Genomic DNA, 24,721 nt, shown 5'->3' with positions numbered 1-24,721 from the left:
GCACCCCCGATTTGACTTGGAGTGCACTCGAAGGGTGACTCTGGATACATGACGATCCAAGAGGCCGCCCAGCGTTCGGGTCTCAGCGCCCACACCTTGCGCTACTACGAGCGCATCGGGCTCATCCACTCGGTCGGTCGCAACGTCAGCGGGCATCGCGACTACGCGGAGGCGGATCTCCGCTGGCTGGACTTCCTCACCAAGCTGCGGACCACCGGCATGCCCATCGCCGACATGTGCCGCTACGCGGAGCTGCGCCGGATGGGCGAGCACACCTCCGCCGAGCGCCTGGCCATGCTGGAGCTGCACCGCGAGCGCGTCCGGGCCAGGATCGCCGAATTGAGCGCGGACATGAGCGTCCTCGACCACAAGATCGACACCTACCGGGAGCGGATATGAAGACACGTGTTCTCGGGACCGGCGGCCCGCGGGTGTCGGCCCTCGGCCTGGGCTGCATGGGCATGTCGGAGTTCTACGGCCAGGGCGACGAGAAGGAGTCGATTGCCGTCGTCCACTGCGCCCTCGACCTTGGCATGAATCTTCTGGACACAGCCGACATGTACGGACGCGGCCACAACGAGGAACTGGTCGGCCGGGCCGTCAGGGACCGCCGCGACGAGGTCGTCCTGGCGACCAAGTTCGGCATCAACCGCCAGGGCGGCACCCGCACGGTCGAGAACAGCCCCGAGTACATCAGGGCGGCCTGCGACGCCTCGCTCCGGCGGCTCGGCGTCGACCACATCGACGTCTACTACATGCACCGCCGTAACCCCGACGTGCCGATCGAGGAGTCGGTCGGCGCCATGGCCGAGCTGGTCCAGCAGGGCAAGGTGGGCCATCTCGGGCTGTCGGAGGTGAGCGCCGACACGCTGCGCAGGGCCGCCGCCGTGCACCCGATCGCCGCGCTGCAGAGCGAGTACTCGCTGTTCACACGGGGTCTGGAGGCCGAGATCCGGCCCGCGGCCAGGGAGCTGGGCACCGCGCTGGTGGCGTACTCGCCGATCAGCCGGGGCCTGCTCGGCGGCGCGCTGCCGAGCGCCGACCAGCTCCCCGACGACGACTTCCGCAGGCACCTGCCCCGCATGTCCGGCGAGCACGCCGAGCACAACGCCCGCCTGGTCGAGCGGGTGCGCGAGATCGCCGCGGCGGCCGGGATCACCCCCGCCCAGCTCTCGCTGGCCTGGCTGCTGGCCCAGGGCGACGACGTGGTGCCGATCCCCGGCACGAAACGCCTGACGTACCTGGAGGAGAACGCCGCCGCGGCCGACGTCACGCTGACCGCCGACCAGCTCGACGCCCTGGCCAGGGCCGTGCCCGCGGACGCCGTCCGGGGCGCCCGCTACCCGAACATGTCGGAGGTCGAGCGCTAGGCCGCGCGCCTGGTCGCGCCGGTCACGACCACCAGCGCGACCAGGATGCCCGCCGTCAGCGGGATCGGCGCCGGCGTCAGCGCCGACAGCAGCACGAGCACGGCCGCGCCCAGGAAGGCCGCGCTGTCGGCGGGACCGTAGCGGTGGGGCCGCACGTGCAGCAGCCAGACCATCGACAGGAACACCGCGACGGGCACCGACACGGCCAGCGCCGCCCCGGTGGCGGACAGGTGGGACGTGCCCGACGCGTGGTCGATGCTCACCTCGACCCCGGCGCTGAACGCCCCGACCGCCGCGAAGATCGCGTAGTGGCCGTACCCCCAGAGGAGGGCGTGCCTGGTGGAGTCGAGGATCTCGGCGGTCGGCGGGTCGAAGTAGAGCCACCACATGGCGAAGGCGATCACCAGCGCGCCCAGGGCCAGCACGATCAGCTCGGGCCGCAGGCCGGCGGTACGCGCCTCGGCCTGGAAGGCGACCGTGGCGGCCAGCACGTTCTCGCCCATCATGATGATCGTGAACAGGCCGTACCGCTCGGCGATGTGGTGCGGGTGCCAGGCGGTCGGGCTGCCCCGCTCGGCCCACACGGGCACCGCGAGCTCCAGCAGCACGCCGAGCGCGAACGCCGCCAGGTACCACTCCCCCGGCACGACCAGCAGCGGGATCCAGCCGACCTGCGCGACGCAGATGCCGGCGGCGTACCGCACGGCCGTCCGCCGGCCCGGACGGTCGCCGCAGGCCGCCCGCAGCCAGTGGGCGGCCATGGCCAGGCGCATGATCACGTATCCGGCGTAGACCACGCGGAAGTCGTGCTCCTGGAACGCCCTGGGCACCCCGGCGGCCAGCACCAGCACGCCCGACATCTGGACGAGCGTGATCACCCGGAACAGCCAGTCGTCGTTGTCGTAGGCGGAGGCGAACCACGTGTAGTTCATCCACGCCCACCAGATGGCGAAGAACGTCGTCAGGTAGCCGAGGACGCCCTCGGCCAGGTGCCCTTCGCTGAGCGCGTGGTGGAGCTGGGAGCCGGCGAACGAGACCGCGACGACGAAGCACAGGTCGAAGAAGAGTTCCAGGTTGGTGGCGACGCGGTGGGACTCGCCCGCGTCGCGCGCCCGCATGGGCCGCAGCCGGATCATCCTCCGATGTCTACACCAGAGAGACCGGCAGGTCGAAGTAGGCGCGGACCGCGGTCGCGCCGGGGCGGCTGTGGACGCGTACGAGGTCGGCGAGCAGGTTGACGATGAGCAGGCCGCGCGAGCCGGAGCGGCGTGCCTCGACGGGCAGGCGCCCGGCCAGCGGATCGGTGATGTGGCCGCCGTCGGCGACCTCGCAGACCAGCCGCGCGTCCTCGATCCAGACCCTGATCAGGCCGGCGCCGCCGCCGTAGTCGAGGCTGTTGGCGCCGAGCTCGGCCACCACGAGCCGGATGTCGTCGAGCCGGTCGTCCCCGAAGCCCGCCGCCTCGGCCTGGCCGGCCGCCAGGGTGCGGGCCGAGGCCAGGTTGGTGTGGTCGAAGCGCAGCGAGACGCACGTGGCCGGCTCGGCGAGCGGCTGGTTGTGCCGCGCGACGACCTCGTCGGGCGCGTAGCGGGGGCTGGGCCGCTCGCCGGAGGCGTCGAGCAGCACGGGGTGGGTGCGCTCGGCCTCGCGCAGCACCTCGGGCGTCAGCCCCTCCAGGTCGTACGGGCACAGGATCGTGACGCGCCGCCCCGCGAACGACAGGTTGATCAGCGCCTCGTGCTGGGCGCAGGCCGGGTACTCGGTCGCCGAGCGGCCGGGCCAGATCGGCTCGCCGATGATCCGTACGTGCTCGCCGGGATGCCGGTCGGCGAAGGCCCGCAGCACGGCCGGGATGATCCGCCCCGGATTGCGGCCCGCCACGCCCATGTCGAGCAGGGTCACCCGGGCCGCGTCGGCGCCCAGCCCCGCCTCGATCTTGGCGAGGTTCGCGGCGGGCACGGCCACCGCCACGGGCTCCCCGGCGGCCAGCCCCTCGCGCACGAAACCCGTGGTGGCAGCCACATAATCCGGGTCACCTCGGTAGAAGAGGGCCGGATGCACGAAAGGGTCCGCCGACATCAGGCACACGGTACCTCCGCATGAGGACTCTTAGACAATCAAATGGGTATTTACAGGGCGTGAAGCGACTTCAGCTCGTGCGCAGGCCCTCGCGGGGGCGCCGGTACTCCCACCTCGATCTGCGGACCCCTTCGGGGCGACGCCTCCCGTTCTGACCGCCACGAACCTATGCTCGGGTCATGTCGGAAATGCACATGCGGGTCTCCGACGAGGACCGGGAGCGCGCGGCGGAGCGGCTCCAGCACGCCTTCGTCGAGGGCCGCCTGACGCGTCCCGAGCTGGAGGACCGGCTCGGGCTGGCGCTCACCGCCAGGACCTACGGGGACCTGCTCGACCTGATCACCGATCTGCCCGCCGCGGCGGCCCCGGCCGACGACGTGGTGGAGCTGGAGTCCAAGAGCGGGCACGTGCGCCGTTCGGGTGACTGGGCCGTCCCGCGGCGGTTGCGGATCTCCTCCCAGTACGGCGGCGTCGACCTCGACCTGTCCCAGGCCGTCATCCCCCACCCTGTCGTCGACCTCGAGCTCGACCTCAGGTACGGCTCCGCCAGGATCACCGTGCCCGAGGGCGCCGCGGTGAACGTGGACGCCTTCCGCACCGACTGGGGCCAGACCGTCGTCGGCGACGTGCCGGGCAGGCAGCGGCCCGGCGTCCTCTACCTGGTGGTCGGCGGGCGGGCCAACTACGGCGGCCTGCGGGTGCGCTATCCGCGCAGGCGCTGGTTCACCCACTGATGGAAGGCCGAGATGTGGTGCTCGCTCGGCACCAGCACGCCGCCCTCCCGGTAGGCGCGTGACCCCATGCCGAGCTGGGTCCGCTCGCAGGCGTCGAAGTCCTGCTCGTTGACCCGGTGGAACAGCTCGACCGACGGCGTCAGGTCGGCCCCCGAGGCCACCACGTCGGGGTGGTAGAGCCAGTCGCACTCGACGACCGTGCGGTCGGCTGCCATGGGGAACATCCGGTGCAGGATCACGTGGTCGGGCACCAGGTTGACGAACACCTGCGGCTTGACGGTGATCGCGTAGTAGCGGCGGTCCTGCTCCGGGGCCACGTCGGGGAGCCGGCCGAAGCCCGCGCCGCCGTCCACGGTGAAGCCCTCGGCGCGCTCGGCGAACTCCGCGCCGTGGCCCACGTAGTACTGGGCGGCGTACCCGCCGGCGAACTCGGGCAGCACGGCCACCAGCTCGGGGTGGATCGTGGCGCAGTGGTAGCACTCCATGAAGTTCTCGACGACCAGCTTCCAGTTGGCCTTGACGTCGTAGACCACGCGGCGGCCCAGGGCCAGCCGGTCGACGTGGTAGTTCTCGATGGCGGCGGGGTCGCCCAGGCGCTCGGTGGCCGCGTAGGTGACGGTGTCCTCGAAGGAGGGCGGCTCGTCGGCCAGGCAGACCCAGGCGTACCCGAGCCATTCACGCAGGCCGACCGGGACCAGGCCGTACTCGACGCGGTCGACGTCGGGCATCTTCGCCAGGTTGGGGGCGGCGGCCAGCCTGCCGTCCAGGTCGTAGGACCAGGCGTGGTAGGCGCACCTGATCGTCCTTCTGACCTCCCCCCGCTCCTCCACGCACAGCCGCGCGCCGCGGTGGCGGCAGACGTTGAGGAAGGCGCGCAGCAGCCCGTCGCGCCCGCGGACCACGATCACGCTCTCCGTGCCCACCTGGACGGTCCGGAACGCGCCTGGTTTCGGCAGGTCGCCGGCGCGCACGGCGCAGAACCACATGCTCTCGAAGATCTTGGCCTGTTCCTCGGCGAACAGGTCGGGGTCGGTGTAGGAGCGGCCGGGAAGCGTGGAGATCAAGCTCGACGTGGTGGTCAACCGACACCCCTTGTTGCGTATTACGCACCGAGTTGCTCTATATGCGACATCGTCCGGCGGCCTTCACGAGGCTGTCAAGAGGTAGGTGCTGAACCGGCGCAGCGACGCCGTGTGCATCCTGGTCGCCATCCAGTCGGGGACCAGGCCGGCGAACGAGCGCTGCCTGTTGGTCACCTCGGTACCGGCGATCATGGCGGGACGCCGCGCGATCCGCGCCCTGGCCCGCTCGTACGCGCGCAGGTCGCCGCCGGCCGAGCGGGTCAGCAGCCAGGCGTCCTCCAGGGCCTGGTTGGCGCCCTGGGCCATGGTGGGCGGCATGGTGTGGGCCGCGTCCCCGGCCAGCGTGGTCGGACCCCTGCCCCAGACCCGGGGGATCGCCTGCCGGTGGTGCGGGAAGAAGCCGATGTCCTCCATCGTCTCCAGCACGGTGGGCACCGGGTCGGCCCAGCCGCCGAACCGCTCGCCTAGCCGCGGCACGATGGCGGGGTCGTCCTGCCAGAACGGCCCGCCGGGCGACGCCTGGACGTCGAACCACCACAACAACCGGCCCGCGCCCGCCGGGATCAGCCCGCACAGCTCCCGCCGTCCGGCGATCATCACGGCCCGGCGGGAGCGCGTCAACGAGGTCGGCGCGGTGGTGAAGCCCTGCCAGGTGACCCAGCCGCTCAACACGGCCGGATCCTCCCCCCACAGGGCACGGCGCACCGCCGACCTGCGGCCGTCGGCCCCCACCAGCACGTCGCCGCGCACGGTGCGGCCGCCGGCCAGCCGCGCCTGGGCCCGTTCCGGCTCGGCGTGCTCGACGCCCGCGCCGTAGACGACGGGCAGGCCCGCCGACAGCGCCTCGACCAGCTCGTGCCGGGCCACATGCACGCACGGATGCCCGTAGCGCCGCTCGGCCGCGGTGAGATCGACGGTGACCAGCCGGCGGCCGTCGTCGGCCCACGACTCCATGGTCTCCAGCCGCCATCCGAGACCGGCGTACCCGACGCCGAGCTCGTCGAGGATGGCCGTGCTGCCGGGCCAGAGGGTCACCGATCCGCCCGCCGTGCGCAGCTCGGGCGCCTGCTCGTACACCTCGACGTCGTGACCGGCGTTCAGCAGCCCGCGCGCCGCCGCGAGCCCCGCCACCCCGGCCCCCGCCACGATTACCCTCATAGAAGCCCCACTTTGAGAGACTGCCAGTATCAGATACCAGGAGTATCACAATGCCCGCGCGCGGCCGCAAGCCCGATCCCACGGTCGACCACCGCATCAGGCAGGCCGCCACCGAGCTGCTGCTCTCCCACGGCCTCGACTTCACCATGGACGACGTCGCCAGAGAGGCAGGCGTGGGCAGAGCGAGCGTGTTCCGGCGCTACGCCACCAAACGCGACATACTGCTCGAATCACTCGGCGGCCTCATGGACACGCACGTCGCCGTCCCCGACACCGGCTCGCTCCGCGGCGACCTGCACGTCGTGGTCTCCGACACCCTCGCCCTGTGGCAGCACCCCGGCGTCGCCCGCCTGACCAGGCAGATGTACGGCGAGGCCGGCCGCGACCCCGCCGTGGCCGAGATCATCCGCACCGGCATGCGCACCCGGATGCGGCGCTCGCAGGTCGTCTACGAGCGCGCGATCGACCGCGGCGAGCTGTCCCCGGACGCCGACCTGGACCTTCTCACGGACCTGTTCGCCGGCCTGGTGAGCTACCGCGGGCTGCTCGACCTGCCCATGCCCGACGCCGAGCAGGTCGTTCACGTGCTGTTGCGCGGCTTTACGCCCACCTGACGGCCGGAATGTTAGCGGCGTGCAAGCGGGGATCAACCAGAGATCGCTAATGTCCTCCTCGTACGGAAAACCAACGAAGGGCACCAAAAATGACTCCCCCTCGCCGACTCGCCCTCGCAGTCGCGACGATCTCCCTTGCCGCTCTGTCCACCGCCTGCGGTGCCGTCGGCCAGGCCGTTGACTGCAACACCGCCGTCAACGAGCTGTCGAAGATCACCACCGAGTGGAGCGGCGCCATCACGAAGAACGCCACGGACACCGCGGCGCTCGGGGACGCCTCCAAGGCCGCCGCCGCCAAGACCAAGGAGCTCGCCGGCAAGTACGACGGCGACGTCGCGGCCGCGCTGAACGACTTCGCCGCCGGCTTCGAGAGCCTGGAGAGCGGCGACATCAGCAAGGCGACCGAGTTCAGCGGCAAGATGAGCGGCTTCACCTCGAAGATCACCGCCGCCTGCTCCTGATCGGCCCGCGGTCGCCGCACCGCCTGCGGGGGCAGGCCGGCGCGGTGACCGCGTCATCCGGTCCGCCGGAACGGGGAACGGACAGGACCGGATGATCCCCTTACGCTTGCTGCCGTGACGGACGAAACGGTGATCGCACGGCCTCCGGCAGGCACCGCACTCCCCGCCAGAGTGCTCTTCCGCCACCGCGTGCGGGTCGGCGCCCTCGCGCTGCTCGCCGCGGTGGCGTACGCCGTTCTCGGGCTGGTCAAGCTGGCCACCTTCCGGGCGACCACGTTCGACCTGGTGATCGTGGACCAGGCGGTGCGCAACTACGCCCACCTCCGGCCGCCGTACGTGCCCGTGCTCGGCGTCTTCCACGAGCGCGGCACGGAGTACCTCCAGCTCGCCGACCACTTCTCGCCGATCTACGCGCTGCTCGCGCCGTTCTACTGGGTGCACGACGGGCCCGAGTCGCTGGTCGTGGCCCAGGCGCTGCTGTTCGCGGGGGCGATCCCGTTCCTGTGGCTGTTCACCCGGCGCGTGCTGGGTGTCGGGCCCGCCTACCTGGTCGCCGCGGCGTACGCGCTGTCGTGGCCGATCGCCCGGGCCGTCGCCTTCGACGCGCACGAGGTGATGTTCGTCCCGCTGCTCACCGCGATCATGATCGAGCGCTACCACGCCGGACGCGTGCTGCCGGCGTTCCTGGCGATGCTCGGGCTCCTGCTCGTCAAGGAGGACATGGGGCTCCTGGTGATCGGGGCGGGGCTGTACCTGTTCGTCGTCGGCGACCGGCTGCGCGGCGTCATTTGCGCGCTGGTCGGCGCGGGGGCCGTCGTGCTCGTCCGGGGCCTGCTGATCACCTCGTTCGGCGGCGACAGCAAGGACTTCTGGGCCTACGGCCACCTCGGCCCCGACGCGCCCGCCGCGCTGCTCGCGCTGCTGCGCGACCCGCTCGCCGCCCTGCTGCTGCCCCTCAGCGACGAGGCCAAGGTCGACACCCTGTTCCTGCTGGCCTGGCCGACGTTGCTGCTGTGCCTGCTGTCGCCGCTGTCGCTGGCGGCGCTCCCGCACGTGCTCGAACGCCTGCTGTCCGACCGTCCCCAGTGGTGGCAGGCCGACTTCCAGTACAGCGCGTTCACCGTGATGATCCTGTTCTGCGCCGGTGTGGACGGCCTGGCCAGGCTGCTGCGCTGGACCGGCCGCGCCGACCGTCAGGGACTCAAGCTGGCCTGGGCCGCCGCGGCCTGCGCCGTCGCCCTCACCCTGGTGCCCAGGTTCGCGCTCGACCAGCTCTACCATCCCGCCTTCTACAAGGAGGACAAGGCCGCCGCCGCGGCCGAGGCGGTGAGCAGGGTGCCCTCGGGGGTGACGGTCGAGGCGGTCAACTCCGTGGGCCCTGCGCTGTCCTCGCGCACCACCGTCCTGCTGTGGAGCGCGGCCCCGCGCGGCGCGCCGTGGATCGTGGCCGACACCGCCCGCTGGGAGTTCCCCTTCGGCTCCGCCGACGACCAGCGCAACCGGGTCGAGCAGCTCCAGACCGAGGGGTACACGAAGGTGTTCGAACGCGACGGGTACGTCGTGCTCCGGCGGAACTGACCGCATGGGCCCGATGCCGCACAATGTCGGCATGGAGATGATCGTGCTCACCGGCGCAGCCGGCATGGTGGGCGGGGCCGTACGCGAGCGGCTCCGCCGGTCCGCCACCAGGCTCGTCCTGGCCGACCGGGTGCCCATGGAGGCCGGGCCGGGTGAGGAGGCCGTCCGCACCGACCTGTCCGACCTGGCCGAGACCGTGGCGCTGGTCAAGGGCGCCGACGCGATCGTGCACCTGGCCGGGGTGCCGGACGAGGCGCCCCTGCCCGACCTGCTCGACGGCAACGTGCTGACCACCCACCGCGTGCTGGAGGCGGCCCGGCTGGCCGGCGTGCCGCGCGTGGTGCTGGCCGGCAGCAACCGCCTGACCGGCATGTACCCGGCCACCGCCACGATCTCCCCCGACCTGCCGCCGCGCCCCGACGGCCTGTACGGCGTCAGCAAGGCCGCCGTCGAGGCCCTCGGCCGCCTGTACGCCGACAAGTTCGGCCTCGAGGTTGTCTGCCTGCGCATCGGCAGCCTGGAGGTCGAGCCCCAGGACGTCCGCCACCTGGCGACCTGGCTGAGCCCGCGCGACTGCGCCGGGTTCGTGCACGCCGCGGTCACCACGCCCGGCCTGCGCTTCCTGGCCGCCTACGCCGTCTCGGCCAACACCCGCCGCTTCTGGCTGCTCTCCCCCGAGCTCGGCTACGAGCCCGAGGACGACGCCGAGCCGTACGCCGCCCGGGTGACCGGCACGCCTGCCGCCTTCTTCACCGACGGCACCCCGCAGGGCGGCGACTTCGCCGCGCCGGAGTACACGCTGCGCAGGGGCGGGCTGGCCTAACGCGCGATCGCCTGCTCGTAGGCCCGGTCGAACCCCTCCAGCACCCCGGCCCACGAGCCCGCGACGGGCGGCGTCGAGCGGTTGTGGGCGGCGATCTCCCGGCGCAGCCCCGCGTCGGAGCACAACCGCGCCACCGCCCCGGCGAGGTCGTCCAGGGTGCGGCCGAGCAGCCCCTCGGTGCCGTCCTTGACGAAGTCGGCGACGCCGCTCTGGGCCCTGGCCACCACCGGCACGCCGGCCGCCCGCGCCTCCAGCGCCGCGATGCCGAACGACTCCCTGGGCGCCGGGGCGACGAAGACGTCGGCCGACTCCAGCAGCTTGGCGATCTGCTCCCGCGAATAGCGGCCCGGCAGCGACACCCAGCCGGTCATGCCGTGCTCGGCCAGGAAACGTTCCATGCGAGCGCGCGCGGGGCCGTCGCCGACGATCGTGGCGCGCATCGGGATCCCGGCGGGCACCCGTGCCCGCGCGGCCCGCAGCAGCCTGAGCAGCCGTACGGGCTGCTTGCGCGGCGCCAGCCGGCCGACGGCCACCACGTGCACCTCCGCCCGCGCGGCCGGCACGCCGGGGCCGGGCGCCCAGCCCGACAGGTCGAGCCCGTTGGATACCACCCGCACCGGCACGCCGGGCCCGGCCACCGCCCTGATCGGCGCCGCCGCCGCGGTGCTCACCGTGGTGGCCACCAGCCCCCAGCGCTGCCAGCCGAACACGAGGCGCAGCAGCCGGTAGAGCGCCCGCGTGACCGGGTCCCACATGCTGTGCACGGTGACCACGCACGGCACCCCCGCCCGCCGCGCCGCCCGCACCCCCATCCAGGCGAACGGCGAGACCGCGCCGGTGTGCACGTGCACCACGTCGGGCCGGACCACGGAGATGCCCCGAGTGAGATGCCCCACTCCGAACGGATGGACCGGCAGGTCGAACGGCATCCTGGCGACGACCCTGCGCACGCCCGGCAGCGCCTCGCCCCTGGTCGCCGTGGCCACGACCACGTCGTGCCCGGCCTCGCGCTGCGCCCGCACCAGGTCGGCCACCTGGACCTCGATCCCCCCGAGTCTCGGCAGGTAACAGTCACTCACGTGAAAGATCCGCACCCCTCCCAGACTAATCTGGGCGTGTGCCTCCACGTACCGCGGTCTTCTTCCACGCCCATCCCGACGACGAGGCCCTGCTCACGGCGGGCACCATGGCGATGCTCGCGGCCGAGGGCCACCGCGTGGTGCTCGTGGTCGCGACCGCCGGCGAGCGCGGCCTGGCCGAGATCGGCCCCGGCGAGGAGCTGCGCGAGACCAGGCTCAAGGAGCTCTACGAGTCCGCCGCGCTGCTCGGCTGCGCCCGCGTCGAGTGCCTGGGCTACGGCGACTCCGGGCTCAGCCCCAAGGGCGGCGTCGCCGAGGAGCGGCCCGACAACGCCTTCATCGACGCCGACACCGAGGCGGCGGCCAGGGCCCTCGCGGCGATCCTGGAGGAGGAGAAGGCCGACCTGCTGTCGATCTACGACCCGGCCGGCGGCTACGGGCACCCCGACCACGTGCAGGTCCACCGGGTGGGCAAGCGGGCGGCGCAGATCGCGGGCACGGAGATCGTCCTGGAGGCGACGGTCAACCGCGACCCGCTGGTGCGGCTGCTGCGCATGGCGGGCCGGGTGTACAAGTTCCCGCCGGAGTTCGACGTGCGCACGTTCGAGAGCGCGTACTCGGCGAGCGACACGATCACCCACCGGGTCAACGTCCGCCGCTACGCCCGGCAGAAGCGCGCCTCGATGGCCGCGCACGCGTCCCAGGCCAGCGGCGGCGACAGCGACCGCACCCTCGCCGTCATGCTGAAGGTCCCCGGCCCGCTCTACCGCCTGGTCTTCGGCACCGAGTGGTTCGTACGCCGTGACCTGCCCCCCGGCACCCGGCTCACTCACCCTTTCGACCCATGGCCGAAGTAGCACCTGAGGGTGACGTGCCGGCTCCGGCGACCCGTCAGACTGGTGGGCGATGAAGAACAAGCCGCTCCAGATCGCCCTGTCCGTCGTGTCGCTCGGGCTGGCCGTGCTGCTCGTGGTCTACCTGCCGCAGATCGTGCGCACGCTCACCGGCAAGCCGGTCTCCTGGCACGAGATCGGCGCGGTCTTCGGGGCGCTCAGCTTCGGTCAGATCGCCCTGATGACGGCTTTGTGGCTGCTGAGCCTGCTGGCGTACACGTTCGTGCTGACCAACTCGCTGCCGGGGCTGAACAACCTCCAGGGGCTGGCGCTCAACGCGGCGGGCAGCGCGGTCAGCAACCTGCTGCCGTTCGGCGGCGCGGTCGGGGTGGCGCTGTCGTTCGCCATGACCAGGGGCTGGGGCTTCGCCAACCGGCCCATCGTGGTGATGACGCTGGTCAGCGGCATCTGGAACACGCTGTTCAGGTTCATCCTGCCGGCCGTGGGCATCATCGCGCTGCTCATGGCGGACGAGGTGCTCGACCCGGCGTTCGTCAAGGCGGGCTGGACGGGCGCGATCTCCATCCTGGTGCTCTGCGTGGTCGTGGCCGTCGCCCTCTACTGGGACCGCGCCGCCGCCGTGCTCGGCCGGGCGCTCGACGGGCTCACCCGGCTGCTGCGCCTGAAGGTGCACGCCTCCGAGGCCTTCCACCGGCTGCGCGCCGACACCGCGGAGATCGTCCGTACGCGCGCGCTCGGCCTGTCGCTCGGCATGGTGTTCTTCCTGGGCTTCCAGTGGGCGATCATGGCGGCCTGCATGACGGCCACCGGCGCCTGGCCGGGCCTGGCCCAGTCGATCGCGGTCTTCGCGCTGTCCCGCGTGCTCACCAGCGCCGTGATCACGCCGAGCGGGGCCGGCATCATGGAGAGCGGCGTCGCCGCGCTGCTGATCACGTTCGGCGTGCCCGGCACTCCGGCCGTCGCGACAGCACTACTTTTCGGCTTCTGGACTTACACTATCGAGATCCCGTTCGGCGGTCTCGCGCTCGGCGCGTGGGCGCTCCTGCGCAGGCGCAACGGCCGGAACGCCGCCGCGGAACCCCCGTCCGCGATCTCGAAGGCCCCGTAGTGACAATCCCAAAGCCGTCAAAGACCTTGTGCGTCGTTCGGAAGCCCGCATAGCGTGGCGGCTGACATGGTGGCGTTCCGGGTTCTGGGGCCAGTCGAGGCGTACGAACACGACGACGAACTCGACCTCGGCGGGTTGCGGCAGCGGGCCGTCCTCGCCCGACTTCTCGTGGCCAGAGGTCAGGTCGTGCCGGTTGACACGCTTCTTTACGATCTGTGGGACGACGACGCCGCCAAGGGCGCCCAGTCGGGCCTGCAGGTCTACATCTCCCGCCTGCGCAGGGTGCTCGAACCGGGCCGGCCGCGCGGCGGCCCCAACCGCCTGCTGGTGACCGTCGCCTCCGGCTACGCGCTGCGCGTGGCCGCCGAGCAGGTCGACGCGCTGCGCTTCGAGCAGCTGGTCAGGGCGGCGGGCGAGCACCTCGAAGAGGGCGACCCGCAGTCCGCCCGCGGCCGCCTGGAGAAGGCGCTCGGGCTGTGGCGCGGCACCCCCTACTCCGACTTCGCCGACCAGCCCTGGGCCGAGGCCGAGGTCAACCGGCTGGCCGAGCTGCGCCTGGTGGCCCGCGAGCGGCACGCCGACACCGGCCTGCGGCTGGCCCTGCACGCCGAGACCGTCCCCGACCTGGAGGCGCTGACCACCGAGCACCCGCTGCGCGAGGAGGGCTGGCGGCTGCTGGCCCTCGGCCTCTACCGCTGCGGCAGGCAGGGCGACGCGCTGGCCGCGCTGCGCAGGGCCAGGAACATGCTGGCCGACGAGCTGGGCATCGACCCCGGGCCCGCGCTGCGCAAGCTGGAGTCCGACATCCTGGCCCAGTCCCCCGAGCTGGAGCTGGCCGCGCCGCCGCGTCCCGCCCGGCCCGCCCCGGCCACCGACACCTGGCCGCCCCGACCGGCCGCCGCCCACGTCGAGCCGCCGCCGCTGGAGCCCGAGCCGTTCGTCGGCCGCGACGCCGAGCTGGCCAGGCTGACCACGGCCGCCTCGCGCACCGGCCGCTTCCAGGTCGCGATCGTGACCGGCGTCGCGGGCGCGGGCAAGACCACGCTGCTGCGCCAGCTCGACGGCAGGCTCGGCGGCGACGGCTGGATCACCGCCTCCGGCGCCTGCCCCGACTCCAGCGCGACCCCGCCAGGCTGGGCCTGGGTGGAGATCCTGCGCTCGCTGATCGACGCGACCGGCGCCGGCGAATACGCCCAGCTCCTCGCCCCCTGCTCGACGACACCGCCCCCGACCGCGACGAGGACGAGGTCTCGGGCGGCTTCCGCCTGCACCGCGCGGTCGGCGGCTACCTCGCCGGCGTGGCCCGCCGGGCGCCGGTGCTGCTGACGCTGGAAGACCTCCACTGGGCCGACGACCAGACGCTGGCCCTGCTGCGCGCGCTGCCGAGCCTGCTGGCCACCAGCCGCGTCCTGCTGGTCGTGACGTGCCGGGAGAGCGAGCTCGACGACCGCCAGTCCGACGTGCTGGCCGCCCTGGCCCGTCTCGAGCCGCTGCGCGTGGGCCTGTCCGGCCTCGACCCCAAGGCCGTGGCCGAGCTGGTCAAGGCCACCTGCGTACGCGAGATCGACGAAGACGCGGTCGAGTCCATCGTCGAGCGCACCGGCGGCAACCCGTTCTTCGTGCGCGAGACCGTCCGGCTGCTCGACGCCGAGGGCGCGGCCGACCGGGCCAGCGCCACGCAGGTGCTCTCGCGCGTGCCCTCGGGCGTGCGCGACGTGCTGCGGCGGCGCATCTCACGGCTGCCCGCGGGCGCCCAGCAGATCCTGCTCCAGGCCGCGGTGATCGGCCGCGACGTCGACCTCGACGTGCTGGTCACGGTCGCCGGCGACGAAGACGCGGTGATCGAGGCGGTCGAGGCCGCGCTGCTGGCCGGGCTGGTGACCGAGCCGGGGCCGGGGCTGCTGCGCTTCGACCACGACCTGGTGCGCGACACGATCTACTCCGACGCCTCCCGCCTGCGCCGCACCCGCCTGCACGCCGCCGTGGCCGCGGTGATCGAGCAGCGCACGTCCTCCGACGTGGCGGCGCTGGCCCACCACTACTTCCTGGCCGACGCGGCCGAGAAGGCCGTCCACTACGCGGGCCTGGCGGCCGAGCAGGCCGAGCGGCGTTTCGCCCACCGCGAGGCGGCCACCCTGTGGGAGCAGGCCATCGCGGCCTTCGACCGCGGCGGTCCGCGCAAGGACGACAAGGGCCGCGAGTCCGAGCCGGAGCGCGCGAAGGAGCGGCTGCGGCTGATGCTCCGGCAGATCAAGGCGCTGGCGTTGTGCGGCGACATGACGGCGGCCAGGCTGCTGCGCCGCCAGGCCATGGACGCCGCGCTGCCGCTCGGCGACCTGGAGATCACCGCGAAGGTGGCCGCGTCGCTGGCGGTGCCGCACAAGGGCATGGCACGCGACTTCACCCGCACCGCGTGGGAGATCGTCGACGTCACCGAGCAGGCGCTCATCGAGCTGCCCGCGGGCGAGCAGCGGCTGCGGGCGAGCCTGCTCACCACGCTGGCGCTGGAGCTGGAGGGCTCCTCCGCGCCCGAGCGCGGGCGGCAGGCGTCGCTGGAGGCGCTGGAGCTGGCCAGGCAGAGCGGCGACCCGACGCTGATCGCGGCGGCGCTGAGCGGCCGGCTGCGCCAGTCCTACGACATCCCGGCCGTCGACACCCGTGAGGGCATCGGCAGGGAGCTGCTGGAGGTCGCCCAGCGCTCGGGGCAGATGGCCACGCAGGCCCTGGCCCACCTGGTGCTGCTGGAGTGCGCGGCGGCCAGGGGCGAGTTCGCCGTCGCCGACGAGCACGCCGCCGCCGCCGACCGCCTGGCCAAGCAGTACGACCTGTCGGCCCCCGCCGCCGTCGTCGTCTGGTACGCCGGCCAGCGCCTGATGATCGCCGGCGACTACGCGGGCGCCGAACGCGCCTACCGCGAGGCCGCCAGGATGACCGCGCGGGCCGGCATGCTGGAAGGCCGCCAGGACCTCCCGCTGATCACCGCGTTCTGCCTGCAGCTCGTCGACGGCCGGGCGGCCGAGACCGTCGACCTGCTGGCGGCGGCCCACCAGCGCGGCGCCAAGTGGACGCTCGACGCCTACGCCCTCGCGCTGGCCTCGGCCGGGCACCTCAACGACGCCAGGGCCGTGGCCGCCACCCGCCCGCCCGTCCGGCCCGACTTCCTCTACGAGCTGGCGATGACCTGGCGGGCCCTGGCGGGCATGCTGCTCGACGACCGCGAGCGCATGGTCGACTGCTACGACAAGCTCAAGCCGTTCGCCGACCGGGTGGCCGGTGCGGGCACGGGCGTCGTGGCGTTGTGGCCGGTGGCGCTGACCCTGGGCGACCTGGCCATCCGGCTCGGCCAGCCCGACGCGGCGCGTGAGCACTACGAGAAGGCTCTTGAGGTGGCCCAGCGGGTGGGCGTGCCGCGCTGGGTCGAGGCGGCGCGCCGCTCGGTCAGCAGCTCACCTGGAAACGCTCGCTCGTGACGGTCCCGCCGGGCCGGGCGATCAGCTCGACCCGGTACCACCCGGCGTTGCCCGAGATCTGCGGCTGCCACTCCACGCTCTGGCTGCCGCCGGCGAACCCGGAGTGGTCCGCCAGGTAGGTGCGCCACGTCCCGGCGGCCGGGCTCCAGCGCGACAACCTCCAGCGGTACAGGACCGTCGTCCCGGGCCGCGGGTTGACCAGCAGGCTGCGGGCCAGGAACGACTTGCCGCAGCCGGGGGCGCCGTCGGTCAGGGCGCTGAGGGCGATCTCGCCCGCCCGGGCGGGGGCGCTCTGCCGGGCCGGGGCGGTGATGGGCAGCTCGCGGGCCGAGAGGGTGACCGTCCGCACCGGCTCGGCGGCCGATCCGGCGCTGCTGTAGGTGGAGAAGCCGACGTAGGCGCTGGTGAAGGCGAGCGCGGCCACGAAGAGCTTGACCGCGTTGGCGGTACCGCCTGCCAGGACCACCGCGCTTCTCGACGACATGATCAACACCCCTTTTGCTCAGTTCAGGTATAGGGCGGGATGGTTGAGGGGTGGTTGTCGGCTACTTGCAGCTGGTGGCCCGGCCTTGCAAGCTGATGTGGCGAAACGCCTCTTCCTTGACTAAGGTAAGGCTGACCTAAGGCGTTGGAGTGGGGGTGAGCGGGCTCATGTGGCATGCGGCTGCCGCCCTCCCCGATCCCGCCCGGCCGTTCTGGTTCGGGCTGCCGTACTGGCTGGTGGGGGCCGTTCTCATCCTTGCGCTGTTCGGCGCGTTCCAGGTCTACTACTGGGTCGGCCGCAAGCTCGGCGAGAAACTCTACGAGTCCAAGGTCGGCGTGCGGCTCGGCCGCGAGCGCGTCGCGCGGATCGAGGGCGTCGTCGAGAAGTGGGGCGCGCTGGCCGTCTACGGCTGCTTCTGGGTGCCCATGCTGCGGCACACGCTGCCGTGGGTGGCGGGCGCGCTGCGGGTGTCCTATCCCTGGTACGTGGTGGCGAGCGCGCTCGGCTGCCTGACCTGGGCGCCCATCTGGTGGTTCGGGCTCACGGCACTGGTGTGGGGCTGGCTGCAGCTGGCCGCCCGCTCGCCCGTCAGCGCGCTGGTCCTGCTGCTCGCGGTCGCGGCCGGCGTGGCCTGGTTCTTCGTCCGCCGTCGGCGCAAGGCCCTGGCCTCGTCCTAGATCGCGGCCGGGGTCTGGTCGTCGATGGCGGCCTCGGGAGCGTTCCTGCGCACGGTCTCGATGCCGTTGACGCAGGCGGCCTTGCTCGGATAGCCCTCGCCCACGGCCAGCGTCTGCCCGTTGTTCGCGACGAGCGCGAAACGGAACGTGCCCCGCTCGTCCTGACTGATGATGAACCTGCCTGCCACGGCCTCGTCTCCCCGCAGATGTCGGATCTATCAAGCATTTACCCCCAACTGAGGGCCACTTACGGCCGAGTTTCGCAAACCAACCCTTGATCTCCTGCGAACATGTCTGGCATGCGTATTGGGGGTTTCATCGGCTCTGCCGTACTCGCGTTGCTTGTGGGGATCTCTTACCCGGCGTCCGCCGCACGGGCCGCCGACGTCCCGACCGTGAAAGCGGGCGCGGCATATGTAGTGGACTCGGACGGAACGATCCACTTCGCGAAGCGGGAGACCCGGCGGGTGCCGGTCGCCAGCCTGGTCAAGGTGATGACGGCCTACGTCGTCCTGCGCGAGGGACGCCTGAACGAACCGATCACCGTCACCGCCGCCGACATGAAGCACGCCACCAGCAACGGCGCGACCACGGCCGGCCTGCGGACGGGCGAGCGTCTTACGGCCAGGGACCTGCTGTACGGCCTCATGCTCCCCTCGGGCGCCGACGCCGCCAACGCCCTGGCCAGGAAGTACGGGCCGGGCAAGACGGCGTTCGTGGCCAAGATGAACCGGGCCGCGCGCTCGCTCGGCCTCGGCGACACCCGCTACACCAACCCCGACGGACTGCCCACGCCGGGCAACGGCGGCTACTCGACCGCCGTGGACCAGGTCAAGCTGGCACAGCGGGCGATGGCCGACCCGGTCTTCCGCACGGTGGTCGGCAGCAAGGTGTACAAGGTCGCCAAGTCGGGCCTGCACCGGGCGCACACCTGGCGCAACTCCAACAAGCTGCTCGGCCGCTCCGCGGACGTCGTGGGCGTGAAGACCGGATACACGAACGCGGCGCAGTACTGCCTGCTGTTCGCGGGCGACCGCGGCGGCAGGCGCGTGTTCGGCGTCCTGCTGCACGACGGGGACGAGCGCCGCTTCAGCACCGCCGAGCAACTGCTGGACTTCGCGGGCGAGCAGATCGCCGGCGGCTGACCCGCGAAGGTCAGCCGAAGGTCAGCCGGCCCGCCGCGGACAGCGTGCTCAGGCCGCCGGTCGCGCAGGCCAGGAGACCCATGGCGGGCGTGATCGTGCCGCGGACGCCCTCGCGGGCCAGCGGCCCCGACACGACCGTGCCGGTCAGGAAGCTGTCGGCCGGGCTCTGGGTGGCCAGCCGGTCGGCCCGCGTACGCACCTCCGAGGTGCCGACCGGCCGCCCGTCGAGGCCGAACCAGGTGATACGGGCGGTGCCGTGGACCTGCCGGGCGCTCGCGCACGAGGCCCGGCCGACGCTCTTCAGGGCGACCCAGCCCGAGCGCAGGTAGGGGGCCGAGCCGTCGCCCGACAGGCAGCCGGTGAGCTGGAGGTTGCCGCGGGCCGACACCGGCCGCGCGGTCAGGCCGATGCGCGGGCTGAAGGTCAGCGGCCGGCCCGCCGGCGAGCTGACGGCGCAGGTCAGTGCGCTGCGGTCGGCAGAGGCGGCCCGCGGGTGCGTGGTCGCCGCCGGGCGGGCGGCCGCTCCAGCGCGCGGGGTCGTCCAGGCGTGCGGGGTCGTGAAGGCGGGCGGGGTGGCCGCGACCGCGGCCGCGATGATCCAGGTCGGCTTCACGGGACCTCCGTCGGTCGCTCTCGGTGATCGGCGGATCACATCTTGCCGCATCCTGTCGCGATTGAGGCCGCAGATCTCGGGTACCGGCTCGTCGCAACCGACGCCACCCAGGCGGACTTTCGCCACCAGAAGCCGACCCCATGGTCGATTCACGCAGATAGGGTGGTGAATGTACCCCTCCGCAATAAGGAAGATCATGGCGGAATTCCTCGAAGTCCGCACGACGATCGAAGGCCATGAGCAGGCCGCCGCGCTCGCGCACACGATCCTGCTCGCGGGGCTGGCCACCTCGATCGACATCGCGGAAGTCCCGGCCGCGCAGGCCGGGGTCTCCTGGCAGCTCACCCTCATCACACCACGCGAACAGGCCGCCGAGCTGGCGGCGCACATCGGCGCGAACGGCGGCACCGGAACCGTCGAGTCCCAGCCGGTGCTGCACGACATCGACGCCTACCCCGACTGGCTCACCGAGGACACCGACCGCCCCTGACCGGCTACTCCGGCGGCCGCTCCCAGTCCCAGCGCGGCACCTCGCGCAGCGGGTGGAGCTGGTCGTCGGTCTCGGCGTGGGAGTTCTGCAACGCCACCTGCGTGCCGAACTCCACGTGCGAGCGGAGCGAGGCCCGGAACGGCTCGTCGCCGGGCAGCCCGGCCGCGTCGGCGGCGTCCATGTACAGCTCGACGAACCGCCGCCGCTGGGCCTCCTCGATGCCCAGCCCGCGGTGCGCCTCGATGAGCAGCGGGAAGCCGCCCATCTCCGCCGAGAACGTGTCGGGGCCGCCGAACGTCTCGACGGTGAAGGCGGTCAGGTTGTCCACGTGGCTCGACTTGCCCTCGCCGAAGAGCGGCTGGAGCAGCGGGTCCGCCAGCAGGCTGCGGTAGAAGATCTCGATGAAGCGGCGTAAGCCCTCTTCGCCGCCGGCGTGCTCGAACAGGGTCTGCATGATTACAGGGTTACACCCCTGCTCGTAGCGCCACCAGACCCATTCGCGCGCCCTCGGCCGGTCAGCGCCCGGCGGAGCGCATCAGCCCGTGGCAGGCGATCGCCGCCGCGGCCACCACGTTGAGCGAGTCGACGCCGGCGTCCATCGCGGCCGGGCTCATGGGGATGCACACCGCGTGGTCGGCCTCGTGCAGCCAGTGTGAGGACAGGCCGTCGCCCTCGGCGCCGAGCAGCAGCGCCACCCGTTCGCCCATCGGGACCCGGTCGAGGGGGACCGCGCCCTGGTCGGGGGTCAGCGCGAGGCTCTGGAACCCCGCCGCCCGCAGCTCGCCGAGGCCGGTGTACCAGTCGTCGAGCCGCGCGTACGGGATCGAGAAGACCGCGCCCATGGAGACCTTCACCGCCCGGCGGTAGAGCGGGTCGGCACAGCGCGGCGAGAGCAGGATGCCGTCGACGCCGAGCGCGGCGGCGCAGCGGAAGATCGCGCCGACGTTGGAGTGGTCGACCAGGTCCTCCAGGACCAGCAGCCGGCGGGCGCCGCCCTTGATCAGGTCCTCGGCCGTGGGCAGCGGCAGGCGCCGCATGGAGGCCAGCGCGCCGCGGTGGATCGGGAAGCCCGCGATGCCGGCCATCAGCTCGTCGCTCACCTCGTAGACGGTGGCGTTGCCAATGACGTCGGACAGCGACTCGTACCAGCGCCGGGTGGTCAGGACCGAGCGGATGGGGTAGCCGGCGGCGATGGCCCGCCGGATCACCTTCTCCCCCTCGGCGAGGAACAGGCCGCGCTCCGCCTCCAGGCTCTTGCGCAGCTCGACGTCCCGCAGCCGGGTGTAGTCGGCGATTCGGGGGTCGTCGGCGTCGAATACGTAGTCAGGCACCTTCCGATACTGCCATGCGCCGCCTGACGTGCCAGACGATCGCATAGCAGGCCAGGACGGCCGAGAGCCCGACCACGGTGCCCGCGCCCGTCTTGGTGAGCACGCTCCGGTAGCCGAACGCGGGGTTGGGCTCGTCCACCAGCGGCCACAGGAGGGCGCCGGCGACCGTGCCGAGCGCGCAGGCGCCCAGCACGGCCCACCGTACGGCGGGCGCGAGCCGCAGGCGGCCCGGCACGTCGGCCGCCTCGGTCCTGGACAACGCGCGCCAGGCCCACCACACGACCACGGCCAGCCCGACGGCCGACGAGGTGTACTGCAGCACGCTGAAGAGCCTGGTCGTGCCGAAGACGGGGGTGTCCGGCCAGGCGCCCCAGCGGGCGGAGGCGTAGGAGTGGGTGAAGGAGTCCCAGAACAGATGCGTGGCCGAGCCGATCACGCCCCCGGCCGCCATCGGGAGGATCCTGAGCCGGCCCGGCGCAGGAGCACCGCTGCCGGGCCGGCCAGGGACGCCGGCAGCAGCGAGATCAGCGGATCGCGCAGCACGAGATGGAACAGCGGCAGGAGCAGCAGCACCGCGGCCAGGTCGAGGGTGAACACGCCCGGCAAGGAGTGCCAGTCGCCGTAGACCGGCAGGAACGGCAGGAAGATCGGCAGGTCGGGGACCATCGCCCCGAGCGCGAGCGCCCACGGATCGGCGAACCTCCGCACCCGTCCGGAGGCCACCAGCGGCAGCACGGCGGCGATGTGACTGGGCGTGAACGGCACGATCCCTCCCCCGGACGCGATCACCGCCATTATCCGGTGAATCTTGAACATCCTTTGCCGCACAGGGCTTAAGGTCACGTTGAGTCATGGGTACGTTACGTAACGCTGTCGACGGCCGGATAGCCGGGAGTTCGGGGGTTCATGGTGTCTGACCAGCGGATTCATGAGCATCCGGCCGCGACGGCCGACTGGCTGCGAGCCGCCCGCGCCGCGCGTGCGCTGTCGGTGGCCACGCTCGCCTGGCTGGCCGTGGAGAGCACGCTGGGCCTGGCCGCCGGGCTGTCCGCGCATTCCGTCGCGCTGATCGGGTGGGGGCTGTCGGCCTTCGCCGAGGCCGGAGCGAGTTTGATCGTGGTGTGGCGCTTCACCGGCGCCCGCACGCTCTCGCCGCACGCCGAGACCACCGCCAGGCGCGCGGTGGCGGTGAGCTTCTGGTTGCTCGCCCCCTACCTCGTCGTGCACGTCGCGCACGACCTCGACGCCGGCCACCGGGCCACGCCGACCGTGCTCGGCATCGTGGTCACGACGGTCAGCCTGGTCAGCATGCCCGCGCTGGGGCTGGTCAAGCGGCGGCTGGGGGCGCGGCTGGCGTCGGCGGCGACGTCCGGCGAGGGCACCCAGAACCTGATCTGCGCCGCCATGGCGGCCGGTGTGCTGGCCGGTCTGTGGCTGAACACGCTGGGCTGGTGGTGGGTGGATCCGGCCATGGCGGTGGCCCTCGCGGCGGTCGCGGTGCGTGAGGGAGCGCGCGCCTGGCGCGGTCACGCCTGCTGCCATTGACCGCCACTCTCCGTAATAGGCGCACCAAAAGAGCGGTTTTGCCACACAGAGCCCACCGAGTAGTGTTCCCGGAGTATTGCGGAGCAACTCCCGCTAGGGTCTCCGGAAGGTCTCAACACACCTAAGAGGACATCGTGGGGCGACACCGGACAGACGAGCTCGATGGCGGCTACCGAGCCCAGGAACCACCCTCCCGCAGGCGGTCGGTCAGCGGGCGTGGCAGGGTGCTCGTACCGCTGGCCGGGGCCGTCGCGCTGGCCGTGCTCCTCGGTGTCGCGGCGTTCGTGATCTTCAATCGGGAGCACGACTGCTCGGCCGGCAAGCTGCCGCTGCGCGTCGTGGCCACCCCCGACATCCACCCCGCGCTCAACAAGATCGCCACCAACTACACCAAGGCCCTGCACTCGATCGACAGCAAGTGCGTCGAGGTCACCGTGACCAGGGAGGCGGCGGCCAAGACCGCGAACGGGCTGGCCGCCGGCAAGTCCGGCGCGGACGTGTGGGTGGCCGACTCCAGCCTGCTGGTGGGCAACCTCCGCAACTCCCCCGCGGGCTCGGCGCTGCCCGAGCCCGCCGGCTCGGTCGCCCTGTCGCCCGTCGTGCTGGCGGCGGCCAAGTCCGCCGCGGCGAAGTTGTCCGGCAGCCTGACGCCGAGCTGGGCGGGCATGATCGCGGCGGCGAACGTGGCCAACCCCGACGGTCCCGGCAGGAAGGTCCGGGTGCTGGCGCTCGACCCGCAGAAGAACTCGGCCGGGCTGGCCGCGCTGCTGGCCGCCGCCACCTCGGCCAAGGAGGCCGGGCAGAACAAGGCGCTGGTCGGCGCGCTGAAGGAGATCTCCGGCCAGCTCGCCTCCGACCCGGCGGCGCTGCTAGCCAGCCTGACGGTGAGGTCGGGCAGCAAGGTGCCGGTCGGCGTCGCCTCCGAGCAGGCCGTCTACGCCCACAACGCCAAGAAGCCCGAGGCCCCGGTGGTCGCCCTCTATCCCAAGGAGGGCACGCTCAGCCTCGACTACCCGATCACGATCGTCACCAAGGACCCGGCGGTCCAGAAGGCGGCCGCGGACTTCAAGCAGGACCTCGGCACGGACGCGGCCAAGAAGATCCTGCGCGACGCGGGCTTCCGCAGCCCCGACGGCAAGGCCGGCGAGACGCTGACGAAGGAGAAGGGGTTCGTCCCCGCCAAGCCGGAGGCGCTGCCGAGGCCCGACGCCAAGAGCGTGGCCGCGATGGTGCAGACCTGGTCGCGGCTGAACCTCGGCACCCGGCTGCTCACCCTGCTCGACGTCTCCGGCACGATGGCGCTTCCCGTCCCCGGCACGAACATGACCCGCATGCAGGCCATCAACAAGATCGCCATGGAGGGCCTGGGGCTGTTCCCGGCCGACTCCGAGCTGGGTCTGTGGACGTTCTCCACGCACATGGACGGACAGGGCAAGGACTGGCAGGAACTCGTCTCCGTCGGCCCGCTCGCCGAGTCCACCAACGGCGTGCTCCGCAAGCAGGCCCTGGTCCGGCAGTTCGGGCAGATCCAGGCCAAGGCCACCGGCGACACCGGCCTGAACGACACCATCAAGGCCGCCTACGGCGAGCTGACGAAGACGTACCAGGAAGACAAGATCAACACGCTGCTGATCCTCACGGACGGCGCGGGCAACGACGACCCCGACGGCGGCGTCACGAACGCCCAGATCCTGCAGTACCTCAAGAAGACCTACAACCCGAAGCGGCCGATCAGCATCCTGCTCATCGCCTTCGGGCCGGAGGCCGAGGCGGGCAGGAAGCAGATGGACACGCTGGCCAAGACGACCGGCGGCGAGGCGTACATCGCCAAGGACGTGCTCCAGGTCCGCGACTTCTTCCTCCAGGGCATGGAACGCCGGCTCTGCGCTCCCGACTGCGACGGCTGAGCCACTCCCGTCACACGGATCACGAGGTCATGCCGGTTGGGCATGACCGCGGCCGCCCCGGTCAACCTGGCCGATCGAGGCGGCGTCCTCTCCCGCGTGGGGGCTTCAGCGCCCGTTCC

The 24,721-nt window shown here is 72.3% G+C and carries 28 protein-coding genes; 16 read left to right on the top strand and 12 right to left on the bottom strand.

The genetic code is table 11. The features are described 5' to 3' along the window. Positions 1–48: 48 nt before the first annotated feature. The gene (locus ACNF49_RS13755) at positions 49–399 is read left to right on the top strand and encodes a MerR family transcriptional regulator (protein WP_357978253.1); all 351 of its coding nucleotides are present in this window, start codon (positions 49–51) and stop codon (positions 397–399) included. After that, the gene (locus ACNF49_RS13750; RefSeq protein ID WP_482943882.1) at positions 396–1,370 is read left to right on the top strand and encodes an aldo/keto reductase; all 975 of its coding nucleotides are present in this window, start codon (positions 396–398) and stop codon (positions 1,368–1,370) included. Before ACNF49_RS13755 ends, ACNF49_RS13750 begins: the two co-directional genes overlap by 4 nt. Here ACNF49_RS13750 and ACNF49_RS13745 read toward each other — a convergent pair. Both ACNF49_RS13745 and ACNF49_RS13740 read right to left on the bottom strand, forming a co-directional pair. Beyond that, a complete protein-coding gene (locus ACNF49_RS13745; protein WP_482943881.1) occupies positions 1,367–2,506 on the bottom strand; it encodes a low temperature requirement protein A in 1,140 nt (379 codons plus the stop codon). The two genes, ACNF49_RS13750 and ACNF49_RS13745, sit on opposite strands and share 4 nt — an antisense overlap. 10 nt (positions 2,507–2,516) lie before the next feature. Then, a complete protein-coding gene (locus ACNF49_RS13740; RefSeq protein ID WP_482943880.1) occupies positions 2,517–3,449 on the bottom strand; it encodes an anti-sigma factor RsbA family regulatory protein in 933 nt (310 codons plus the stop codon). 179 nt (positions 3,450–3,628) lie between these two features. On the opposite strand from ACNF49_RS13740, the gene ACNF49_RS13735 reads away from it, so the two are divergent. Then, positions 3,629–4,183 carry a DUF1707 SHOCT-like domain-containing protein gene (locus ACNF49_RS13735; RefSeq protein ID WP_482943879.1) on the top strand — a complete coding sequence of 185 codons (555 nt, stop codon included), beginning with the start codon at positions 3,629–3,631 and terminating at the stop codon, positions 4,181–4,183. Here the strand turns inward: ACNF49_RS13735 and ACNF49_RS13730 are convergent. Beyond that, positions 4,153–5,265, bottom strand: a complete 1,113-nt coding sequence (locus ACNF49_RS13730) for an aromatic ring-hydroxylating oxygenase subunit alpha (protein WP_482943878.1) — start codon at positions 5,263–5,265, stop codon at positions 4,153–4,155. The two genes, ACNF49_RS13735 and ACNF49_RS13730, sit on opposite strands and share 31 nt — an antisense overlap. Before the next feature lie 63 nt (positions 5,266–5,328). Further along, positions 5,329–6,423 carry an FAD-dependent oxidoreductase gene (locus ACNF49_RS13725; protein ID WP_482943877.1) on the bottom strand — a complete coding sequence of 365 codons (1,095 nt, stop codon included), beginning with the start codon at positions 6,421–6,423 and terminating at the stop codon, positions 5,329–5,331. A 50-nt stretch (positions 6,424–6,473) separates the two neighbouring features. Between ACNF49_RS13725 and ACNF49_RS13720 the strand changes: the two genes are divergently transcribed. The 4 genes from ACNF49_RS13720 (at position 6,474) to ACNF49_RS13705 (ending at position 9,899) form a co-directional block, all read left to right on the top strand. After that, positions 6,474–7,037, top strand: coding sequence for a TetR/AcrR family transcriptional regulator (locus tag ACNF49_RS13720; RefSeq protein ID WP_482943876.1), 564 nt, complete (start codon positions 6,474–6,476; stop codon positions 7,035–7,037). A gap of 89 nt (positions 7,038–7,126) precedes the next feature. Beyond that, a complete protein-coding gene (locus tag ACNF49_RS13715) occupies positions 7,127–7,498 on the top strand; it encodes a DUF8711 family protein (RefSeq protein ID WP_357978278.1) in 372 nt (123 codons plus the stop codon). 114 nt (positions 7,499–7,612) lie between these two features. Further along, positions 7,613–9,076, top strand: a complete 1,464-nt coding sequence (locus tag ACNF49_RS13710) for a DUF2079 domain-containing protein (protein WP_482943875.1) — start codon at positions 7,613–7,615, stop codon at positions 9,074–9,076. Positions 9,077–9,107: 31 nt separating this feature from the next. Continuing rightward, positions 9,108–9,899 (top strand): NAD-dependent epimerase/dehydratase family protein, encoded by a 792-nt coding sequence (locus ACNF49_RS13705; RefSeq protein ID WP_482943874.1) that lies wholly within the window; start codon positions 9,108–9,110, stop codon positions 9,897–9,899. Here ACNF49_RS13705 and ACNF49_RS13700 read toward each other — a convergent pair. Further along, positions 9,896–10,978: a glycosyltransferase gene (locus ACNF49_RS13700; RefSeq protein ID WP_482943873.1), complete on the bottom strand. Its 1,083-nt coding sequence runs from the start codon at positions 10,976–10,978 to the stop codon at positions 9,896–9,898. The genes ACNF49_RS13705 and ACNF49_RS13700 overlap by 4 nt on opposite strands. Positions 10,979–11,016: 38 nt before the next feature. Between ACNF49_RS13700 and ACNF49_RS13695 the strand changes: the two genes are divergently transcribed. The 4 genes from ACNF49_RS13695 to ACNF49_RS13680 all read left to right on the top strand — a co-directional run bounded on the left by ACNF49_RS13695 (position 11,017) and on the right by ACNF49_RS13680 (position 16,410). Further along, entirely contained in the window at positions 11,017–11,835 is an 819-nt protein-coding gene (locus tag ACNF49_RS13695) for a PIG-L deacetylase family protein (protein ID WP_357998908.1), read from the top strand. 49 nt (positions 11,836–11,884) lie between these two features. Next, positions 11,885–12,940: a lysylphosphatidylglycerol synthase domain-containing protein gene (locus tag ACNF49_RS13690; protein ID WP_357978292.1), complete on the top strand. Its 1,056-nt coding sequence runs from the start codon at positions 11,885–11,887 to the stop codon at positions 12,938–12,940. Positions 12,941–13,006: 66 nt separating this feature from the next. Then, positions 13,007–14,266 carry an AfsR/SARP family transcriptional regulator gene (locus ACNF49_RS13685; protein ID WP_482943872.1) on the top strand — a complete coding sequence of 420 codons (1,260 nt, stop codon included), beginning with the start codon at positions 13,007–13,009 and terminating at the stop codon, positions 14,264–14,266. Next, complete coding sequence (locus ACNF49_RS13680; protein ID WP_482943871.1) at positions 14,239–16,410, top strand: ATP-binding protein; 2,172 nt, start codon at positions 14,239–14,241, stop codon at positions 16,408–16,410. The genes ACNF49_RS13685 and ACNF49_RS13680 overlap by 28 nt, the downstream gene beginning before the upstream one ends. Here the strand turns inward: ACNF49_RS13680 and ACNF49_RS13675 are convergent. Then, positions 16,379–16,894: a hypothetical protein gene (locus tag ACNF49_RS13675; protein ID WP_357978298.1), complete on the bottom strand. Its 516-nt coding sequence runs from the start codon at positions 16,892–16,894 to the stop codon at positions 16,379–16,381. The genes ACNF49_RS13680 and ACNF49_RS13675 overlap by 32 nt on opposite strands. 155 nt (positions 16,895–17,049) lie before the next feature. On the opposite strand from ACNF49_RS13675, the gene ACNF49_RS13670 reads away from it, so the two are divergent. After that, on the top strand, positions 17,050–17,571 hold the full coding sequence (locus ACNF49_RS13670; RefSeq protein WP_357978301.1) for a DedA family protein: 522 nt from the start codon (positions 17,050–17,052) through the stop codon (positions 17,569–17,571). Here ACNF49_RS13670 and ACNF49_RS13665 read toward each other — a convergent pair. Next, on the bottom strand, positions 17,568–17,759 hold the full coding sequence (locus ACNF49_RS13665) for a YegP family protein (protein ID WP_357978304.1): 192 nt from the start codon (positions 17,757–17,759) through the stop codon (positions 17,568–17,570). The genes ACNF49_RS13670 and ACNF49_RS13665 overlap by 4 nt on opposite strands. Positions 17,760–17,861: 102 nt before the next feature. Between ACNF49_RS13665 and ACNF49_RS13660 the strand changes: the two genes are divergently transcribed. Further along, the gene (locus ACNF49_RS13660; protein WP_498702397.1) at positions 17,862–18,716 is read left to right on the top strand and encodes a D-alanyl-D-alanine carboxypeptidase family protein; all 855 of its coding nucleotides are present in this window, start codon (positions 17,862–17,864) and stop codon (positions 18,714–18,716) included. Between the two features lie 10 nt (positions 18,717–18,726). On the opposite strand, the gene ACNF49_RS13655 is transcribed toward ACNF49_RS13660, so the two are convergent. Continuing rightward, on the bottom strand, positions 18,727–19,329 hold the full coding sequence (locus tag ACNF49_RS13655) for a hypothetical protein (protein ID WP_482943869.1): 603 nt from the start codon (positions 19,327–19,329) through the stop codon (positions 18,727–18,729). A gap of 196 nt (positions 19,330–19,525) precedes the next feature. Between ACNF49_RS13655 and ACNF49_RS13650 the strand changes: the two genes are divergently transcribed. Continuing rightward, positions 19,526–19,819: a hypothetical protein gene (locus ACNF49_RS13650; protein ID WP_482943868.1), complete on the top strand. Its 294-nt coding sequence runs from the start codon at positions 19,526–19,528 to the stop codon at positions 19,817–19,819. A gap of 4 nt (positions 19,820–19,823) precedes the next feature. Here the strand turns inward: ACNF49_RS13650 and ACNF49_RS13645 are convergent, their stop codons facing one another. The 4 genes from ACNF49_RS13645 to ACNF49_RS13630 all read right to left on the bottom strand — a co-directional run bounded on the left by ACNF49_RS13645 (position 19,824) and on the right by ACNF49_RS13630 (position 21,915). Further along, positions 19,824–20,273: a group II truncated hemoglobin gene (locus ACNF49_RS13645; protein ID WP_482943867.1), complete on the bottom strand. Its 450-nt coding sequence runs from the start codon at positions 20,271–20,273 to the stop codon at positions 19,824–19,826. 61 nt (positions 20,274–20,334) lie between these two features. Then, positions 20,335–21,150: a TrmH family RNA methyltransferase gene (locus ACNF49_RS13640; RefSeq protein ID WP_482943866.1), complete on the bottom strand. Its 816-nt coding sequence runs from the start codon at positions 21,148–21,150 to the stop codon at positions 20,335–20,337. Then, positions 21,143–21,601: a DUF4184 family protein gene (locus ACNF49_RS13635; RefSeq protein ID WP_482943865.1), complete on the bottom strand. Its 459-nt coding sequence runs from the start codon at positions 21,599–21,601 to the stop codon at positions 21,143–21,145. Before ACNF49_RS13635 ends, ACNF49_RS13640 begins: the two co-directional genes overlap by 8 nt. Further along, the gene (locus tag ACNF49_RS13630; protein WP_482943864.1) at positions 21,583–21,915 is read right to left on the bottom strand and encodes a DUF4184 family protein; all 333 of its coding nucleotides are present in this window, start codon (positions 21,913–21,915) and stop codon (positions 21,583–21,585) included. Before ACNF49_RS13630 ends, ACNF49_RS13635 begins: the two co-directional genes overlap by 19 nt. A gap of 141 nt (positions 21,916–22,056) precedes the next feature. Here ACNF49_RS13630 and ACNF49_RS13625 point away from each other — a divergent pair, with 141 nt between their 5' ends. Together ACNF49_RS13625 and ACNF49_RS13620 are read left to right on the top strand one after the other, a co-directional pair. Beyond that, positions 22,057–22,695 (top strand): cation diffusion facilitator family transporter, encoded by a 639-nt coding sequence (locus ACNF49_RS13625; protein ID WP_482943863.1) that lies wholly within the window; start codon positions 22,057–22,059, stop codon positions 22,693–22,695. Positions 22,696–22,919: 224 nt separating this feature from the next. After that, positions 22,920–24,602, top strand: a complete 1,683-nt coding sequence (locus ACNF49_RS13620; RefSeq protein WP_357978328.1) for a substrate-binding domain-containing protein — start codon at positions 22,920–22,922, stop codon at positions 24,600–24,602. Positions 24,603–24,721 lie beyond the last annotated feature (119 nt).

Source organism: Actinomadura sp. ATCC 39365, assembly GCF_054392275.1.
The sequence above is the reverse complement of the archived record's forward strand: the minus strand, read 5'-3'. Positions and strand labels throughout refer to the sequence as shown.